Below are 15,207 nucleotides of genomic sequence, written 5' to 3'. Positions count from 1 at the left end.
TCACGAGGCCGCAGTTGGCCGGGCGAAGCGGGCCGCCGATCTTGCGCGTGCCTTCGCCGCCTCCTCCTCCCGGTTCCTGGCATGATGATGATGCGTCACTTCCATCGAGTGGAGCAACTCGTGAACGCTCGCAGCAATCGCCTCGACGGCGCGATCGAACGCGGCTTCGTTGCGCTTCGAGGGCCTCGTCGTGCCGCTCACCTTGCGCACGAATTGCAGCGCCGCCGCATGAATCTCCTCATGCGTGGCCGGCGGCTCGAAATTGAACAGGGGCCTGATGTTGCGGCACATCTTTCATCCTCCACACTTGCGCCCTCACTTCGGATCGAGCGGCTCCGTACCAACAGGTACGCCCTCGCGCGAAAGGCGGATCTTCTCGACCTTGTCCTCGGCAGCGCGCAGCAGCCGGTCGCAATGGGCCTTCAGCGCCTCGCCGCGCTCATAGATGCGGATCGACTCCTCCAGCGGGACGTCGCCCCGCTCCAGATCGTTGACGATGTTCTCCAGCGCCTGCAGCGCCTGTTCGAAGCTCATCGTCTTCACGTCGTCATTGGTCCCGGCGTTTTCCGGTCCGGTATTCATCCTTCACCCCTTCATCAGGCGTCCGACATGGGCGGCCACGGAGAGCGCCAGCCCTTCGAGGTCGTAGCCGCCTTCCAGAAGACTGACAAGCCGGCTGCCCGACCGCCGCGCGGCGCATTCCATCAGCTTGCCCGTGGCCCAGGAAAAATCCTGCTCGGTGAAATTGAGCTCGGCCAGCGGATCGCGATGATGCGCATCGAATCCGGCCGAAATGATGATGAGATCGGGCCGGAAATCCTCAATGCGCGGCAGGATCACCGTCTCCAGCGCCTCGCGGAATGCCTCGCCGTCCGAGCCCGGATCGAGCGGGGCATTGACGATGTTTCCGGCACCCGTCTCGGAAGCCGCGCCCGTTCCCGGATAGAGCGGCATCTGGTGGGTGGAGCAGTAAAGCACCGTCGGGTCGTCCCAGAAAATATCCTGCGTGCCGTTGCCGTGATGCACGTCCCAGTCAAGGATGGCGACCCGCTCCGCTCCGTGGGCCTTCTGGGCGTGACGGGCCGCGATCGCCGCGTTGTTGAACAGGCAAAAACCCATGGCCCGGTCCTTTTCCGCATGATGGCCCGGCGGCCGCGCGGCGACGAATACGTTATCAGCCCGGCCGGTGAAGACGTCGTCCACGGCCGCCGTCGCCGCGCCGACGGCAGTCAGCGCTGCGTCCCAGCTTTTCGGGCTCACGCAGGTATCCGCGTCTATGCGGGCCATGCCCTCCACCGGAATCATCTCCTTGATGCGGTGGGCGTAAGTCCCCGGGTGGGCAAGCAGAACCGCCGCCTCGTCGCCCATCGGCGCCTCGACCCGATCGAGCGGATCGAAGATGTCGTGCTCCAGCACCTTGGCGATGGCGCGCAGCCGGTCCGGGCGCTCCGGGTGCCCCGGCGGGGTCAGATGCTCCAGGAAGACAGGGTGGGTGTAAAGTCGCGTCGCCATAGCCCGATATAGGCTCTGGCGCCGCATTTGGCCACGGCGCGCTGGTGCCATCAACCGGTTCGGGCTTGTCCGGACGGCGCATGCCCGCGCCGGCAAAGAAAGGAAAGCCGATCAATCCCGCTTCCTCGCGGTGCGCAGCCCTTCGAGCATCTGCTTGAAGGCGGCGACCGCCCGTTTCGAGACCGCCGAGGGATCTTCGGCATTGGCGATCCACAGCGACGCATGAAGAGAGGCGCCATTGATCATCCGCGCCATCGCCTCCGGGTCCTCCACGTCGATCAGGCCTTCTCCGGCGAGCCGGCTCAGGCTTGCCGTCAGAGCGCGGACGCAGCCCGGCTGATTCGGCCAGGTGAACGGATCTCCCAGCACTGCCGGCCCGTCCTGCAGCATGATGCGCTGAATCTCAGGCTCGAGCGCCATCTCGATATAAGCGACGCATTCGTCGACGAAACCCTGCCAAGGATCGGGGTGCTTTGCCGAGAGCTCGTTCAGGCGACAGCTCATTTCCGCGTCGATCTGCATGATCACCGCTTTGAGCAGACCCTTCTTGTCACCGAAGTGGTGATACAGGGCCCCGCGCGTAAGGCCCGCCTCGGCGGTGAAGTCGTCCATCGACGCCTCGGCATATCCAACCGTGCCGAAGGCCTTGCGAGCCGATGCCACAAGCTTCGCCCGTGTCTCGGCGATCATCTCACTGCGTGGCTTGCGTGCCATCATTCCTCTTTCCATACGTAACGTATGTGAGTTGACATACGGAACGTATGCTACTACATCACTTGGCATACGCTGCGTATGTAACCCTTGTTCGTCCTCCCATCAAGGATCAGACCCATGCCCAATCCTTACCGCGAAATCTTCAAGGTGCCGGGCACCAAAGGTTTCTCCTCTGCCGGCTTTGTGGCGCGCCTGCCGATCGCCATGGCACCGATCGGCATTGTCGCCATGCTGTCCCAGACGCACGGCGAATACTGGCTGGCCGGGGCCGTGTCGGCCACCTTCGCACTTACAAACGCATTCATCGCTCCGCAGATATCCCGGCTGGTCGACAGATACGGCCAGGCGGCCGTCGTCATCCCCACAACGGCCATTTCGGTCGTGGCCTTCCTGGCGCTTATTGCGGCAGCCAACCAAGACTGGCCGGTGTGGACGCTCTTCGCCGCAGCCCTCCTGGCGGCGGCGATGCCCAGCATACCCGCCATGGTACGGGCTCGCTGGGCGGAAATCTTCCACGACCGGCCGGAACTCAACACGGCCTTCGCCTTCGAATCGGCGGCGGACGAGCTTGTCTACATTCTCGGCGCGTCCCTGTCGGTCGGCTTGGCCGTGAGTCTCTTTCCCGAGGCAGGCATGCTGGCCAACACGCTCCTGCTGGCGTTCGGCACGGCGGCATTCATCCTGCAGCGCTCGACGGAGCCGCGCATCCGGCCAAGTTCGGGCGGCCCCTCCCGCTCTGCCATCCGCCTGCGACCGGTGCAGATCGTCACGCTCACACTCATCTTCGTCGGCGCGATCTTCTCGACGGCCGAGGTGAGCTCCGTCGCAATCACAGAGGAGCTCGGGCAGCCGGAGGCGGCGAGCCTGGTGATCGGCGTCTATGCCCTCGGGTCCTTCGTTCTCGGCCTCGTGATCGGCGCGATGAAGCTGACGATGCCCATGGAGCGGCGGCTGGCGATCGCGCTTCTCGTTCTCGCCGTGACGCAGGTGCCCCTTCTGCTGGCCGGTACGGTTCCGCTGCTCGCCCTCACGGTGTTCCTGAGCGGTGTGGCCATCTCGCCCACCTTCATCACGGCTTTCGGCCTGATCGAGCGTCGCGTTCCGGAATCCATGCTCACCGAGGGCGTGACCTGGGTCATGACCGGCATCGGCATCGGCATGGCGCTCGGCGCATTCGCGGCTGGCTGGGTGGTCGACATGTTTGGGGCCCGAAACGGCTTCTGGGTCTCGGTGGCGGCCAGCATTGCGGCATTCCTGACCGTGCTCATCGGCCAGAGGAGCCTTGCCCGCGAACGGCAGGTCGCGGCACCCGCCGCCGCGGCACAGCCTGCCGAGTGACGAACACCCATGTATCGGTCCCGGCTGCTCCCAGCCGGGACCGAATCTACAATATCTCGGTCGAGACGATCTCGATGCCGAACCCTTCCAGGCCCACATAGTGGCGCTCCCGCGAGGCAAGCAGGCGGATCGAGGTGATGCCGAGGTCCTTCAGGATCTGCGCCCCCAGCCCGATTTCGCGCCATTCGCTCTCGCGCTCCAGCGCCTCGTCATGCGCCTCCGCGGCTCCGGAAGGGCGGCGGCGCTGCTGATGGGCAACGCCCACGGAGCCTTCCCGCAGATAGACGAGCACGCCGCGCCCGCCCATCCGCTCCATCACCTTCTGCAGGCGCCTTTCGGTGCCGAAAACATCCTCCACCACATCTTCCGTGTGGAGCCGCACCGGCACGTCCTCTCCGTCGCGGATGTCGCCGAACACCACAGCCAGGTGCTGCATGGCCTCCCAGGGAAGCGTATAGGCATGCGCCGTGGCGGGGCCGCCGGCGGTGCTCACCGGGAAGGTCGCGACGCGCTCCACCAGCGTCTCCTGGCGCTGGCGGTAGGCAATAAGGTCGGCGACGGAGACCTGCTTCAGCCCGTGCTTCTCGGCGAAGCCCACCACCTGCGGGCCGCGCATCACCGTGCCGTCGTCATTCACGAGCTCACAGATGACACCGATCGGCGGCAGGCCGGCAAGCCTGCAAAGGTCGACGGCGGCCTCCGTATGGCCAGAGCGCATGAGCACGCCGCCCTCGCGCGCCACGAGCGGAAAGATATGCCCCGGCCGGACGAAATCGCCGGCGCCCGCATTCGGATTGGCGAGGTTGCGCACGGTCAGCGTCCGGTCCTCGGCGGAAATCCCGGTGCTCGTTCCGTGCCTGAAATCGACGCTCACGGTAAACGCCGTCTGATGCGGCGCGTCGTTTTCCGCCACCATCGGCGCAAGGTTCAGCCGCCGCGCCTCCTCGCGCGGCATGGGCGCGCAGACGATCCCCGACGTGTGGCGCACGATGAAGGCCATTTTCTCCGGCGTGCAGTGGACGGCGGCAACGATCAGGTCGCCCTCGTTCTCCCGCCCGTCATCATCCATGACCACGACGATCTCGCCGCGCTCGAAGGCGCGCAGGGCTTCGACGACTCGTCTCTGATCGTAGGGCATGTGTTCCTCGCCGATTAGGGGAGTAAGGGAATAGGGGAGTAAGGGAAGTAAGAAAAGCTCTCATCCAGAAAAGCTCTTCCCCTACTTCCTTACTCCCCTATTCCCTTACACTCTTCCCGTCTGCCCCCGGTGCCGCAGATAGTGGTCGGCGATCGTGCAGGCGAGCATGGCCTCGCCGATGGGCACGGCCCGGATCCCGACACAGGGATCGTGCCGGCCTTTCGTGACCACCTCCACCTCGCGGCCGCTGCGGTCGATCGAGCGACGCGGCGTCAGGATGGACGAGGTCGGCTTGACGGCAAAACGGGCCACGATCGGCTGCCCGGTCGAGATGCCGCCCAGGATGCCCCCCGCATGGTTGGACATGAACACGGGCTGGCCGTCATTGCCGGCGCGCATCTCGTCGGCATTCTCCTCTCCGCGCAGGCGTGCCGCGGAAAAGCCGGCGCCGATCTCCACCCCCTTGACGGCGTTGATCGACATCAGGTTGCCGCAGATGTCCTGGTCGAGCTTGGCATAGATCGGCGCGCCGAGGCCGGCCGGAACCCCTTCCGCCACCACCTCGATGACCGCGCCGACCGAGGAGCCCTCCTTGCGGATGCCGTCCAGATAGTCGGCGAAGACGGCGACCGACTGCCGATCGGGCGTGAAGAACGGGTTTTCCGGATCGTTGACGAAATCCCAGTCCCAATTGGCGCGGTCGATCTCCTTCTCGCCCATCGCCACCAGCGCACCGCGCACCACCATGCCGGGCACGATCTTGCGGGCGAGCGCGCCCGCCGCCACGCGCGTCGCCGTCTCGCGGGCGGAGGACCGGCCGCCGCCGCGATAGTCGCGCAGGCCGTATTTCGCGTCATAGGTATAGTCCGCGTGTCCCGGGCGGTACCGCTCGGCGATCTCGCCGTAGTCCTTGGAACGCTGGTCGACATTCTCGATCAGCATCGAGACCGGCGTACCGGTGGTCACCAGCGTCTCGCCGTCCTCCCCCGGCATCACGCCGGACAGGATCCTCACCTCGTCCGGCTCGCGGCGCTGGGTGACGAAGCGTGACTGGCCGGGCCTTCTGCGGTCGAGCTCGGCCTGGATTTCGGCTAAGGTGAAGCGGATGCCGGGCGGGCAGCCGTCCACGACGCAGCCGATCGCCGGCCCGTGGCTTTCGCCCCAGGTGGTGACGCGGAACAGGTGACCGAAGGTGTTGTGCGACATGAGCCTCCCTTCCCCGAAGGGCCGCCACGCTTCTATTTTGCTTTGGCCATGGGGTCAAACCGCGCCGTGCACCGTTTGGACACATTTGCCGTCTGTAGTGCCGGCGATTCTCTCCAGCCACAGCCCACATCGAGGACCCGATGAAGCGAATTGCAGCCCTGGCTCTTCTCCTCGGCCTTTCTTCCCTGCCCGCCTTCTCTGCCGACGCGGAAGGCACGATCGCCGAAGTCAATCCGGAGGAGATGACGATCACGCTCGAGGACGGCTCCACCTACAAGCTGCCCGCCGAGATCGATGTGACGGCAGTCAGCGACGGCATGGAGGTCGTCATCGCCTATGAGGAGGGCGCGGACGGGGTGAAGCAGATCACCGACATGCTTCTGCCGGAGTAATCCCTATAGCCACTCCAGCCTGCCATTCTCGACCCGCAGGACCCGGTCCTGCGGGATGTGCATTTCCGCCGCCTCTTCCGGCGCGGCGCCGCCGATCCAGTGGAAGACCGTGCGGATGACGCCGCCATGCGTCACACACACGGTCGGGCGGGCGATCTCGTCCAGCCACGCGCGGACCCGCCCCGCCAGCACCTCGTAGCTCTCCGCATCGCCACCCGGCGGCAGGAAATGCCATTTGCGCCGCGAGCGCCTCTCGGTGCAGCCGGGCTCGCGCGCCTCCAACTCGGCATAGGTGAAGCCCTGCCAGGCCCCGAAATGCACCTCCTTCAGGCGCGGGTCGGTCCGATAGCCGGTAGCCGGCAGGCCGAGCTGGACGCGCACGCGCTCCATCGTCTCGCAGGTGCGGCGCAGGGGGCTCGCCACGAAGTCGAAGGAGGCGGGATCGGCGAGAAGTTCGGCGAGGCGGCGGCCGTTGCGGTCGGCCTGGGCGCGCCCGCGCTCGTTGATATCCGTGTCAGCCTGGCCCTGCAGGCGCGCCTGCGCGTTCCAGTCGGTCTCACCGTGGCGCACGATGTAAAGGAGCGGAAGCACGCGGTGACCTCATATCGGCGCCACGCGCCCGGCAGAGCTAATCCAGAACGGTGGAGATGTCGGGCGCGTCCACCGCTTTCATGCCGATCACGTGGTAGCCGGAATCGACGTGCAGCACCTCTCCCGTCATGCCGCGCGACAAAGGCGACAAGAGGTACAGCGCCGTGTCGCCCACCTCCTCGATGGTGACGGTCCGCCGCAGCGGTGCGTTGTACTCGTTCCACTTCAGGATGTAGCGGAAATCGCCGATGCCGGAGGCGGCAAGCGTCTTGATCGGCCCGGCGGAGATCGCGTTGACGCGGATGTTCTTGGGCCCGAGATCGACGGCGAGATATTTCACGCTGGCCTCGAGCGCGGCCTTGGCCACGCCCATGACGTTGTAGTTCGGCATGACCTTCTCGGCGCCGTAATAGGTCATGGTGAGGAGCGAGCCGCCGTCCGTCATCAGCTTCTCGGCGCGCTGGGCGACCGCCGTTAAGGAATAGACCGAGATGTCCATCGTGCGCAGGAAATTGCCATGCGTGGTGTCCACATAGCGGCCGGTCAGCTCGTTCTTGTCAGAGAAGCCGATCGCGTGCACCAGGAAGTCGAGCCTGCCCCACTGCTTCTCGACCGTCTCGAACACCGCGTCGACGGAGGAAAGGTCGGTGACGTCACAATGGCCGGCAACGATCGCGCCGAGTTCGCCGGCGAGCGGCTCCACACGCTTCTTCAGCGCATCGCCCTGGTAGGTGAGCGCAAGTTCCGCCCCGGCAGCGGCGCAGGCCTTGGAAATGCCCCAGGCGATGGAGCGGTTGTTGGCGACGCCGAGAACGAGCCCGCGCTTGCCGGCCATCAGGCCACTGCCACCTGCCATAACGATTCTCCGGACCAGTTGCGGAGACGCCGTATCGCACAGCGGCGGGATCGCTTCAAGCGCGGGATGGTTTCACCCGCCCCGGCCTGCGAAGGGATCGACGCCCATCTGCATCAGCATGCCCACCGTGTCGGCCTCGCCCCAATGCTCGACGATCCGACCGTCCTTTATCCGGTCGATGTTGATGCCCTTGACCTTCACCACCGTGTTTGTCGGGGGAATATCGAGCCATATGCCGCCATGCGTACCTTGTCCGCTCACGCGCGTGACGACCTTGTCCCCCTCGGCGATCATGTCCTCGACGGTCAGGGAAAAGTCCGGAAAGGTGGTCCGTATCGCCTGGACATGTGCGCGAAGGACCTGGGGGCCCCGGCCCGCTCCTTCACTGTTATGATCCACATAGTCCGCGCCGACCAGGGACTCGATGCCCGAAACATCCCCACTGGAGAACACTTCGGCATAGAGCCGGCGGACCAGTTCCTTGTTCGCAGATGTCGACATGGCCGATCTCCTCTCGAAAACCGGGATGGTTCGGCGTCAGGCCTCCGCTTTACGGAAGAGCGCTTCGAGCGCCGGATCGCCGCCCTCGGGCAACATCACCCGCACATGGACGTAGAGATCGCCATCGCCGCCGCTCTTCAGCGGGAGGCCGCGTCCCTTGAGACGCAGGGTCCGGTCGGAGCTCGACCAGGCCGGCACCTTCACGGCCACCTTGCCGGTGGGGGTATCCACGGCCACCTTGGCGCCGAGAACCGCGTCACGCAGGCTGACGGGCAGGTCCACATGCAGGTCGCGCCCCTCGACCCGGTAGAGCGGGTGCGGCCGGAGCCGGAGTTTGACAAGCGCGTCGCCGCGCTCGCCGAAGGGCGTTTCGGCGCCCTGCCCCTTGAGCCTGATGGTCTGGCCGTCCTCGACATAGCGGGGCAGCTTCACGGCCATGCGGCGCCCGTCGGGGAAAGCCGCCATCACCTTGGCGCCGGTGGCGATATCCTCCACCGTTACATCGAGCGTGACATTGAGGTCGCCGAGGCCCTCCGGCCGCCCGCCGCGCGCGCCCTGCGCGCCGCCGCGCGAGAAGGCCTGGCCGAAAATCTCGCTGAAGATGTCGGCGCCGTGGGGATCGTCGCCGAAGCCGCTGCTGCGGAACTCGAAATGGGTCCGGCCGGGGCCGCCGCCCGCGCGCCGGAAACCGGCGAAGGGATCGGCGCCGGCGCCCTCGAAGCCCTGAAAGCGCGGCTTGCCGCTGGCGTCGATCTCGCCGCTGTCGAACGCCCTGCGGTTCTTCTCGTCGCCGAGTATCTCATAGGCCTGGCCGATCTCGGCAAAGCGCTCCTTCGCCTGCGGGTCGTCGGGCCGCTGGTCGGGATGGTATTTCTTCGCCAGACGGCGGAATGCCGCCTTTATGTCCTTGGCCGAAGCGCTCTTCGACACGCCCAGCACCTCATAGGGATCTCTCATCTTGCCTTGCCCGTGCGATGGGAGAAAACCACAACCGGATGTTTTGCCTGGAGATTTGGCTCCCGGCAATTATATGCGCATTGCGGCGGCCGAATTCCAGTGCGGCAGCGGCCTAGCGCGGCTCGAAGGCGCGCATGCGCATGATGCCGGCGGCGTCCTTGCAGGCCTCGCCCTCGTACAGCCCGACGCCGTCGAAGCTCTCGCGCGTCGTGGTGAAGGCAAGGCAATCCCGGCCCTCCTCGGCCTCGCCGCTATAGGCGGTGATGAGTCCGCGAGCGCCGCTTTCCGGGTTTTCCCAGGGCAGGCTGCCGGCGGCAGGACCGGAGGAAAGCGCCGCCAGGATCGCCTGCCCGTCCTTTGCAAGGTTCTCGTCGGGAAAGACCTGGGCAGGGGGCACGGCGGAGGTGGTCAGCACCGTGTCGACCGCGTTCTTCCCCCCGCCGAAGGAACAACCCTGGATCGCGACGGCCAAAAAGACGAGCATGGCGGCGTTCCCGCCGAGGCGCAGTGCCAGGCGGGCGCTCCTATCTGCCTCTTGCGTCGGTCCGGACAATCGGCAATCTCCCGAAGCGATATTTTCGAATTGAGCAACACGATGATTACGAACGAGTTAAAGAACGCCGACTTTACCGAACATATGGAGCCATACCGCCTGTTTGCGGAATGGCTCGGGGACGCGCAGGGCAACGAGCCCAACGATCCCAACGCAACGGCGCTCGCCACCGTCGACCCGGAGGGCATGCCCAATGTACGGATGGTCCTGCTCAAGGGCTTCGACGAAAGCGGGTTCGTTTTCTATACCAATTTCGAAAGCACCAAGGGAAAAGAAATCCTCTCCTCGATGAAGGCCGCCATGTGCTTCCATTGGAAAAGCCTGCGCCGGCAGGTGCGCGTGCGCGGCCCGGTCGAACAGGTGACCGAGGAGGAGGCGGATGCCTATTTCGCCTCGCGCCCGCGCGGCAGCCGCATCGGAGCCTGGGCGTCGAAACAGTCGCGGCCGCTCGAAAGCCGCTTCGCCCTTGAAAAGGCGGTCGCCGAATACACCGCCAAATTCGCCGTGGGCGAGATTGCCCGCCCCGCCTACTGGTCGGGCTTCCGCATACTGCCCGTGAGCATCGAGTTCTGGCACGACCGGCCGTTCCGCCTGCATGACCGCGTGATCTTCAGGCGGGAGGATGGGGGAGGCTGGTCCAAGACGCGGCTCTACCCGTAGAGCTGCCCCATCGCAGTCAGCCGCCCTTGCGCCGGTTCATGAAGGCCGTGAAGGCGGCGCGCGCCTCCTCGGATTTGAGGCGGGCGCGGAAATGCTCCGCCTCCTCCTTGATGCGCGCCAGCACCTCCGTGCGGGGCCCGCGCAGCAGGTCACGCGTGATGCGCAGCGCCTCGGCCGGCTTGGCTGCAATCGCCCGCGCCGCCGCGAGAACCGCTTCTTCCAGTTCCGCAGCCGGAACGACGCGATGGATGAGCCCGCAATCGCGCGCTTCCGCCGCGCTCAAACCCTCCCCCAGGGCCAGGAGAGCGATGGCGCGCTGGTGCCCGATGATTCTCGGCGCGAGCAGGCTCGAACCTGCTTCCGGAACGAGACCGAGATCGACAAAGGGCGTCCTGAACACCGTCTCCGGCGTGGCGAAGGTCAGGTCGCAATGAAGATGCATGGTCGCACCGACGCCGACCGCGATGCCGTCGGCGCCGGACAGGACCGGCTTGCGCGCAGCAGCAAGGGCGGCGAGGAAATCGAACACCTCGGTCCCCGCCTCGCCGCCTGTCGCCACGGCGAGGAAATCGGAAAGGTCATTGCCCGCCGAGAAGGCGCCGGGCACGCCGAGGAAGACGTGGCAGCGGACCGCCGCGTCGGCATCTCCCTCCTGGAGGGCTGCGGCCATGCGGGCATACATGGCGCGCGTGATCGCGTTCTTCTTTTCCGGCCGGTTCAGCCTGATGACCTGCACCGCCTCGCGGCGCTCGACGATGATGTCTTCGCTCATTCCTGCTCCAGAACCTCTGCCGCGGCCGAGAGGCTCTCGGCACCGTCCACCACCACCCGCTTCAGGTTCGCCGTCTCGCCGAGATGATTCTCCGCAAGGTACCGGCAGAGCCGCGCCTGGCCGGCATCTGCGGCGGCGACGGCGCCGCGCGCGAACATCGTTGCACCGGCCGCAAGGGCGAAGAGGCGCAGATAGGGCGTGGCGCCGCTGAGCGCCGCCTCCGTCTCCCCCTCGCCCACAAGCCGCAGGAGATGTTCCGTCGCCCCCTCCAGATCCTCGAGCGCGGCGTTGAGGCACCCGGCCGTATCGCCGAGCTCGGGCATGTTCGCGCCGCGCACCGTCTCCGCGTCACGGCGCAACTCGGCGATATAGGCGCGCACGTGCCCGCCGCCCGACTGCGGCAGCTTGCGAAGAACGAGGTCGATCGCCTGGATGCCGTTGGTGCCTTCATAGATCGGCGCGATGCGGGCGTCGCGGTAGAGGGCGGCGGCGCCCGTCTCCTCGATGAACCCCATCCCGCCATGCACCTGGACGCCGAGCGAGGCCACCTCCACGCCGATATCGGTCGGAAAGGCCTTCGCCAGCGGTGTCAGGAGATTGGCACGTTCCTGCCAATGCGCCCTTGCGCCGGGCTCGGCGAGCCGCGCCATGTCTACCGCATGGGCGCAGGAATAGGCAACGGCGCGGGCCGCCTGCGTCATCGCCTTCATGGTGAGGAGCATGCGCTTGACGTCGGGATGGGCGGCAATCGGGCTCATGCCCTCGCCGCTCCAGCCCGGCGCACGGCCCTGCCGGCGCTCGCGCGCATAGGCGAGCGCCCTCTGATACGCCGCCTCGGCCACTGCCACGCCCTGCATGCCGACGGCAAGCCGCGCGTTGTTCATCATGGTGAACATGCAGGCAAGGCCGCGATTCTCCTCGCCGACAAGCCAGCCGACCGCGCCGGGGGCCTCGCCGAAGCGCCCGTCGCCATAGATCATGGTGCAGGTGGGCGCGCCGCGGATACCGAGCTTGTGCTCGATCGAGGCGCAGAAGACGTCGTTGCGCGCGCCGAGGCTGCCATCACCGTTCACCAGGAATTTCGGCACGAGGAAGAGCGAAATGCCCTTGGTGCCGGGCGGGGCGTCGGGAAGGCGCGCCAGGACCAGATGCACGATATTGTCCGTGAAATCGTGCTCCCCGAAGGTGATGAAGATCTTCTGGCCGAAGATCCTGTAGGTGCCGTCCCCGGCGCGCTCGGCCCGGGTGCGAAGCGCGCCGAGATCGGAGCCGGCCTGCGGCTCCGTCAGGTTCATGGTCGCCATCCACTCGCCTGAGACGAGCTTTTCCAGATAGGTGCCCTTCAGCTCCTCCGTCGCATGCCGCTCCAGCGCCTCGACGGCGCCGACGGTCAGGGTCGGCCCGAGCGCGAAGGCCATGGAGGCTGAATTCCACATCTCCAGCGCCGCGACGGCCAGCATCATGGGCAGGCCCTGCCCGCCCCGATGCGTCGGCAGGGCGAGCGAATTCCAGCCGCCCTCGCACCATCTGCGGTAAAGGTCCGGCCATCCGGCGGGCGTCCTCACCTCGCCGTTCTCCAGACGTGCGCCCGCCTCGTCGCCGATGCGGGCGAGCGGCGCCACCTCCTCGCCGGCAAAGCGGCCTGCCTCGGCGAGAATCGCCCCGACGAGGTCGGGCGAGAGGCCTTCCAACCGCCCCTCCTCCAGCATTCCCGCCAATCCGGCAACATGATTCAGCGTGAAATTGATGTCGTCGAGGGGTGCGCGATACATGCTTCTCCTCCCTGAGCTTGGCCAAGCCTAGCGGCGATCGGGACCGGGAACCAGTCTGGCAAAAAGGGATATCCACTCTTTACGTAAACGTCAATTTGCTCGCGGTTGAGCTCGCCGGCCGGCGGGCTCAAAGATGGGTTGCGAACGAGGAGAAGCCATGCTCGCCAGGCCTGAAAAGTTCAGATGCATCGAATGCAGCAAGCCGTTCGGCGCGCCGGATTTCGCCTGCTATTATGGGCAGATTGAAAGCGGGCCGGCCTACTGGTCCGACCGCGGCATGCTCTGTTCGCTCGAATGCTCGCTGCGGCACCACAGACAGCGGATGGCCGAGGGCACGCTTTCTTCCGCTCCGGCGGCCGATCCGTTCGAGGAAGACTAGGAGGCGGGATTTTCCCCCCCATCTGCAGTGGCGGATCGGAAAGACCTGATCGCCGGCAGCATTCGGGAGCCCTACCTCAGCCGTTCCCGCTCAAGCTCCGCCGCGCGAGGACCATCGCGCCGACCACACAGCCGCCGAACAGCAGGCCCTCCAAGCCGGCCGTTAGCACCTGGCTGACCGGCCCGAAGCCGCTCTCGCCAAACAGGCCGCCCATGTCGCCGAGCCGCAGGCGCGAACCGGGGAAACTGCGGGCGAGCAGGTCCAGGCTGCCGCCCATCAGCCGCCCTCCGATGAGGGCGATGAGCATGCCGGCGGCGGCTCCGGCCACAGCCGCGGCGGCAATGCAGCGCCCGAGCAGGGGAGAGCCCGCTCCGCGGTTTCCCAGCCACGCCCCGAAACCTACCGCCCCACCAAGGAGAGCGCCCTCAGGGGCGCCGGCTATGTCGCCCGGCGACTGGCCGAACAGGAGGTTGAAGGCGTCGAGGCCAAGCAGCTTCACCAGGGCGCCCACCACCATGCCTCCGGCAGCGCCGCCGGCTATGCCCCACTGCCAGGGGCGGCCGGAGGCTACGCCCGCCAGCGCGATCCCGAAGCCGACCCCGGCGCCTCCGAGCAGCCCGACCACTATGTTGAGGCAGAGGAGGACGAGGAGCACCGACACCGCGCCCATTCCGGGCTGCAGCGGCTGGAAGGCCCCGGCAAAGCCGTAGAACAGGCCGCCGAAGATGCCGGCGATGCCGCCGCCGATCGTGCCAGCGCTGCCGAGCAGGAGAACCCGCCGCCAAGGCTGGGGCTGGGCCTCCGATCGCGCCATCGTCACAGCGTCGGGCCCGCTCCCATCGCCGACCCGTTCAACCGGCGCGATGAAGCGGTAGCCGTGTTTGGGAACCGTCTCGATGAAGCGCGGACTGGCGGCATCGTCACCGAGCTGCCTGCGGAGCGTCTTGATACACTGGGTAAGGGCCTCGTCTGTGACGGGCACGCCGCGCCAGACCTCGTCGAGGAAGCGGTTCTTCGAAACGAGCCTTCCTTGCTCACGCACCAGAAGCGCCAGCGCGTCGAGGTACCGGGCGTTCAGCTCGACCGGCAAGCCGTCCCGCCTGAGCTGACGGTCGCTCGGGTCAAGAACGAATCGGTCGAAGCGGAAGCCGCCGGTCGCCATTTCTCAGCAAAACCTCAGAAGTTGCTCATGCCGCTCACCGGCCCGGCAAGCCATGTGAAGCCGCACGCATCCATGTTGAACCCTCACCCGCGGAGGAAGGCAAGGCAATGGCAGAAAACTCGGAAACGCATGGCGGGCGGCGCGCAGGCCGTTGGAGGATCGTAGCTTGGGCAGTAGCGGCACTCCTCCTGCTGCTGCCGCTCGTGGCGATGCGGTTTACCGGCGAGGTCGACTGGGACGAGACGGATTTCCTTGTGATGGGAGTGCTCTTGTTCGGCGCCTGCGGCGCCTTTGAGCTGGCAGCGAGGATGACGGGCAGCACGGCATACCGGGCGGCTGTAGCCGTCGCCCTCCTTGGAACCTTCCTCCTGATATGGATCAATCTCGCGGTCGGCATCATCGGCAGCGAAGACAACCCCGCCAACCTGATGTATCTCGGGGTGCTCGCGGTGGGGATCGTCGGCGCCTTCATCGCCCGGTTCCGGCCGGACGGAATGGCGCGGGCACTGGCCGGGACTGCCCTTGCCCAGATACTCGTCGCCGCCATCGCGCTGGCCGGCGGATTGGGCTCTGAAGGAGAGAACTGGCCGCAGGTCATCGTTGTCCTGAACGGGTTCTTCGCCGCGCTGTGGCTCGTGTCGGCCTGGTTGTTTTGGGAAGCGGCGCGCGCGAAACCTTCCGCGGGAGCGTCGGCTTGAGCCGCG

19 protein-coding genes are annotated in these 15,207 nt (G+C 66.5%); 5 read left to right on the top strand and 14 right to left on the bottom strand.

Going from position 1 to position 15,207, the window contains the following annotated elements:
- The 4 genes from RIN79_RS05595 to RIN79_RS05580 all read right to left on the bottom strand — a co-directional run bounded on the left by RIN79_RS05595 (position 1) and on the right by RIN79_RS05580 (position 2,226).
- The gene (locus RIN79_RS05595) at positions 1 to 291 is read right to left on the bottom strand and encodes a DUF2277 domain-containing protein (RefSeq protein WP_309083644.1); all 291 of its coding nucleotides are present in this window, start codon (positions 289 to 291) and stop codon (positions 1 to 3) included.
- 24 nt (positions 292 to 315) lie between these two features.
- A complete protein-coding gene (locus RIN79_RS05590) occupies positions 316 to 582 on the bottom strand; it encodes an exodeoxyribonuclease VII small subunit (protein WP_309083643.1) in 267 nt (88 codons plus the stop codon).
- 3 nt (positions 583 to 585) lie between these two features.
- The gene (locus RIN79_RS05585; RefSeq protein ID WP_309083642.1) at positions 586 to 1,512 is read right to left on the bottom strand and encodes a histone deacetylase family protein; all 927 of its coding nucleotides are present in this window, start codon (positions 1,510 to 1,512) and stop codon (positions 586 to 588) included.
- Positions 1,513 to 1,623: 111 nt separating this feature from the next.
- Positions 1,624 to 2,226: a TetR/AcrR family transcriptional regulator gene (locus RIN79_RS05580; RefSeq protein ID WP_309083762.1), complete on the bottom strand. Its 603-nt coding sequence runs from the start codon at positions 2,224 to 2,226 to the stop codon at positions 1,624 to 1,626.
- Positions 2,227 to 2,343: 117 nt separating this feature from the next.
- On the opposite strand from RIN79_RS05580, the gene RIN79_RS05575 reads away from it, so the two are divergent.
- Positions 2,344 to 3,564: an MFS transporter gene (locus tag RIN79_RS05575; RefSeq protein WP_309083641.1), complete on the top strand. Its 1,221-nt coding sequence runs from the start codon at positions 2,344 to 2,346 to the stop codon at positions 3,562 to 3,564.
- Positions 3,565 to 3,610: 46 nt separating this feature from the next.
- Here RIN79_RS05575 and ribB read toward each other — a convergent pair whose 3' ends face one another.
- Positions 3,611 to 4,702: a 3,4-dihydroxy-2-butanone-4-phosphate synthase gene (ribB, locus tag RIN79_RS05570; RefSeq protein WP_309083640.1), complete on the bottom strand. Its 1,092-nt coding sequence runs from the start codon at positions 4,700 to 4,702 to the stop codon at positions 3,611 to 3,613.
- 105 nt (positions 4,703 to 4,807) lie between these two features.
- A complete protein-coding gene (gene aroC, locus RIN79_RS05565; protein WP_309083639.1) occupies positions 4,808 to 5,908 on the bottom strand; it encodes a chorismate synthase in 1,101 nt (366 codons plus the stop codon).
- 140 nt (positions 5,909 to 6,048) lie between these two features.
- Here aroC and RIN79_RS05560 point away from each other — a divergent pair, with 140 nt between their 5' ends.
- Positions 6,049 to 6,300, top strand: coding sequence for a DUF1344 domain-containing protein (locus RIN79_RS05560; RefSeq protein WP_309083638.1), 252 nt, complete (start codon positions 6,049 to 6,051; stop codon positions 6,298 to 6,300).
- 3 nt (positions 6,301 to 6,303) lie between these two features.
- Here RIN79_RS05560 and RIN79_RS05555 read toward each other — a convergent pair whose 3' ends face one another.
- The 5 genes from RIN79_RS05555 to RIN79_RS05535 form a co-directional block, all read right to left on the bottom strand.
- Entirely contained in the window at positions 6,304 to 6,891 is a 588-nt protein-coding gene (locus tag RIN79_RS05555; RefSeq protein ID WP_309083637.1) for a histidine phosphatase family protein, read from the bottom strand.
- Positions 6,892 to 6,928: 37 nt separating this feature from the next.
- Positions 6,929 to 7,747: an enoyl-ACP reductase FabI gene (fabI, locus tag RIN79_RS05550; RefSeq protein WP_309083636.1), complete on the bottom strand. Its 819-nt coding sequence runs from the start codon at positions 7,745 to 7,747 to the stop codon at positions 6,929 to 6,931.
- A gap of 72 nt (positions 7,748 to 7,819) precedes the next feature.
- Positions 7,820 to 8,248 carry an ester cyclase gene (locus RIN79_RS05545; RefSeq protein ID WP_309083635.1) on the bottom strand — a complete coding sequence of 143 codons (429 nt, stop codon included), beginning with the start codon at positions 8,246 to 8,248 and terminating at the stop codon, positions 7,820 to 7,822.
- A 36-nt stretch (positions 8,249 to 8,284) separates the two neighbouring features.
- Positions 8,285 to 9,205, bottom strand: coding sequence for a DnaJ C-terminal domain-containing protein (locus tag RIN79_RS05540; RefSeq protein WP_309083634.1), 921 nt, complete (start codon positions 9,203 to 9,205; stop codon positions 8,285 to 8,287).
- Between the two features lie 112 nt (positions 9,206 to 9,317).
- Positions 9,318 to 9,689: an RT0821/Lpp0805 family surface protein gene (locus RIN79_RS05535; protein WP_309083633.1), complete on the bottom strand. Its 372-nt coding sequence runs from the start codon at positions 9,687 to 9,689 to the stop codon at positions 9,318 to 9,320.
- Between the two features lie 111 nt (positions 9,690 to 9,800).
- Between RIN79_RS05535 and pdxH the strand changes: the two genes are divergently transcribed.
- A complete protein-coding gene (gene pdxH / locus RIN79_RS05530; RefSeq protein ID WP_309083632.1) occupies positions 9,801 to 10,418 on the top strand; it encodes a pyridoxamine 5'-phosphate oxidase in 618 nt (205 codons plus the stop codon).
- Between the two features lie 16 nt (positions 10,419 to 10,434).
- On the opposite strand, the gene RIN79_RS05525 is transcribed toward pdxH, so the two are convergent.
- Both RIN79_RS05525 and RIN79_RS05520 read right to left on the bottom strand, forming a co-directional pair.
- A complete protein-coding gene (locus RIN79_RS05525; RefSeq protein ID WP_309083631.1) occupies positions 10,435 to 11,190 on the bottom strand; it encodes a crotonase/enoyl-CoA hydratase family protein in 756 nt (251 codons plus the stop codon).
- Positions 11,187 to 12,962, bottom strand: a complete 1,776-nt coding sequence (locus RIN79_RS05520) for an acyl-CoA dehydrogenase (RefSeq protein WP_309083630.1) — start codon at positions 12,960 to 12,962, stop codon at positions 11,187 to 11,189. The genes RIN79_RS05525 and RIN79_RS05520 overlap by 4 nt, the downstream gene beginning before the upstream one ends.
- A 157-nt stretch (positions 12,963 to 13,119) precedes the next feature.
- Between RIN79_RS05520 and RIN79_RS05515 the strand changes: the two genes are divergently transcribed.
- A complete protein-coding gene (locus RIN79_RS05515) occupies positions 13,120 to 13,341 on the top strand; it encodes a hypothetical protein (RefSeq protein ID WP_309083629.1) in 222 nt (73 codons plus the stop codon).
- A gap of 76 nt (positions 13,342 to 13,417) precedes the next feature.
- On the opposite strand, the gene RIN79_RS05510 is transcribed toward RIN79_RS05515, so the two are convergent.
- Entirely contained in the window at positions 13,418 to 14,503 is a 1,086-nt protein-coding gene (locus RIN79_RS05510; RefSeq protein WP_309083628.1) for a transcriptional regulator, read from the bottom strand.
- A gap of 107 nt (positions 14,504 to 14,610) precedes the next feature.
- On the opposite strand from RIN79_RS05510, the gene RIN79_RS05505 reads away from it, so the two are divergent.
- On the top strand, positions 14,611 to 15,201 hold the full coding sequence (locus RIN79_RS05505) for a hypothetical protein (protein WP_309083627.1): 591 nt from the start codon (positions 14,611 to 14,613) through the stop codon (positions 15,199 to 15,201).
- Positions 15,202 to 15,207: the final 6 nt, after the last annotated feature.

The organism is Chelativorans sp. (genome assembly GCF_031180965.1).
In the GTDB taxonomy this organism is placed as follows: domain Bacteria; phylum Pseudomonadota; class Alphaproteobacteria; order Rhizobiales; family Rhizobiaceae; genus Chelativorans.
Note: the sequence above shows the minus strand (reverse complement) of the source record. Positions and strands in the feature narration are given on the sequence as shown.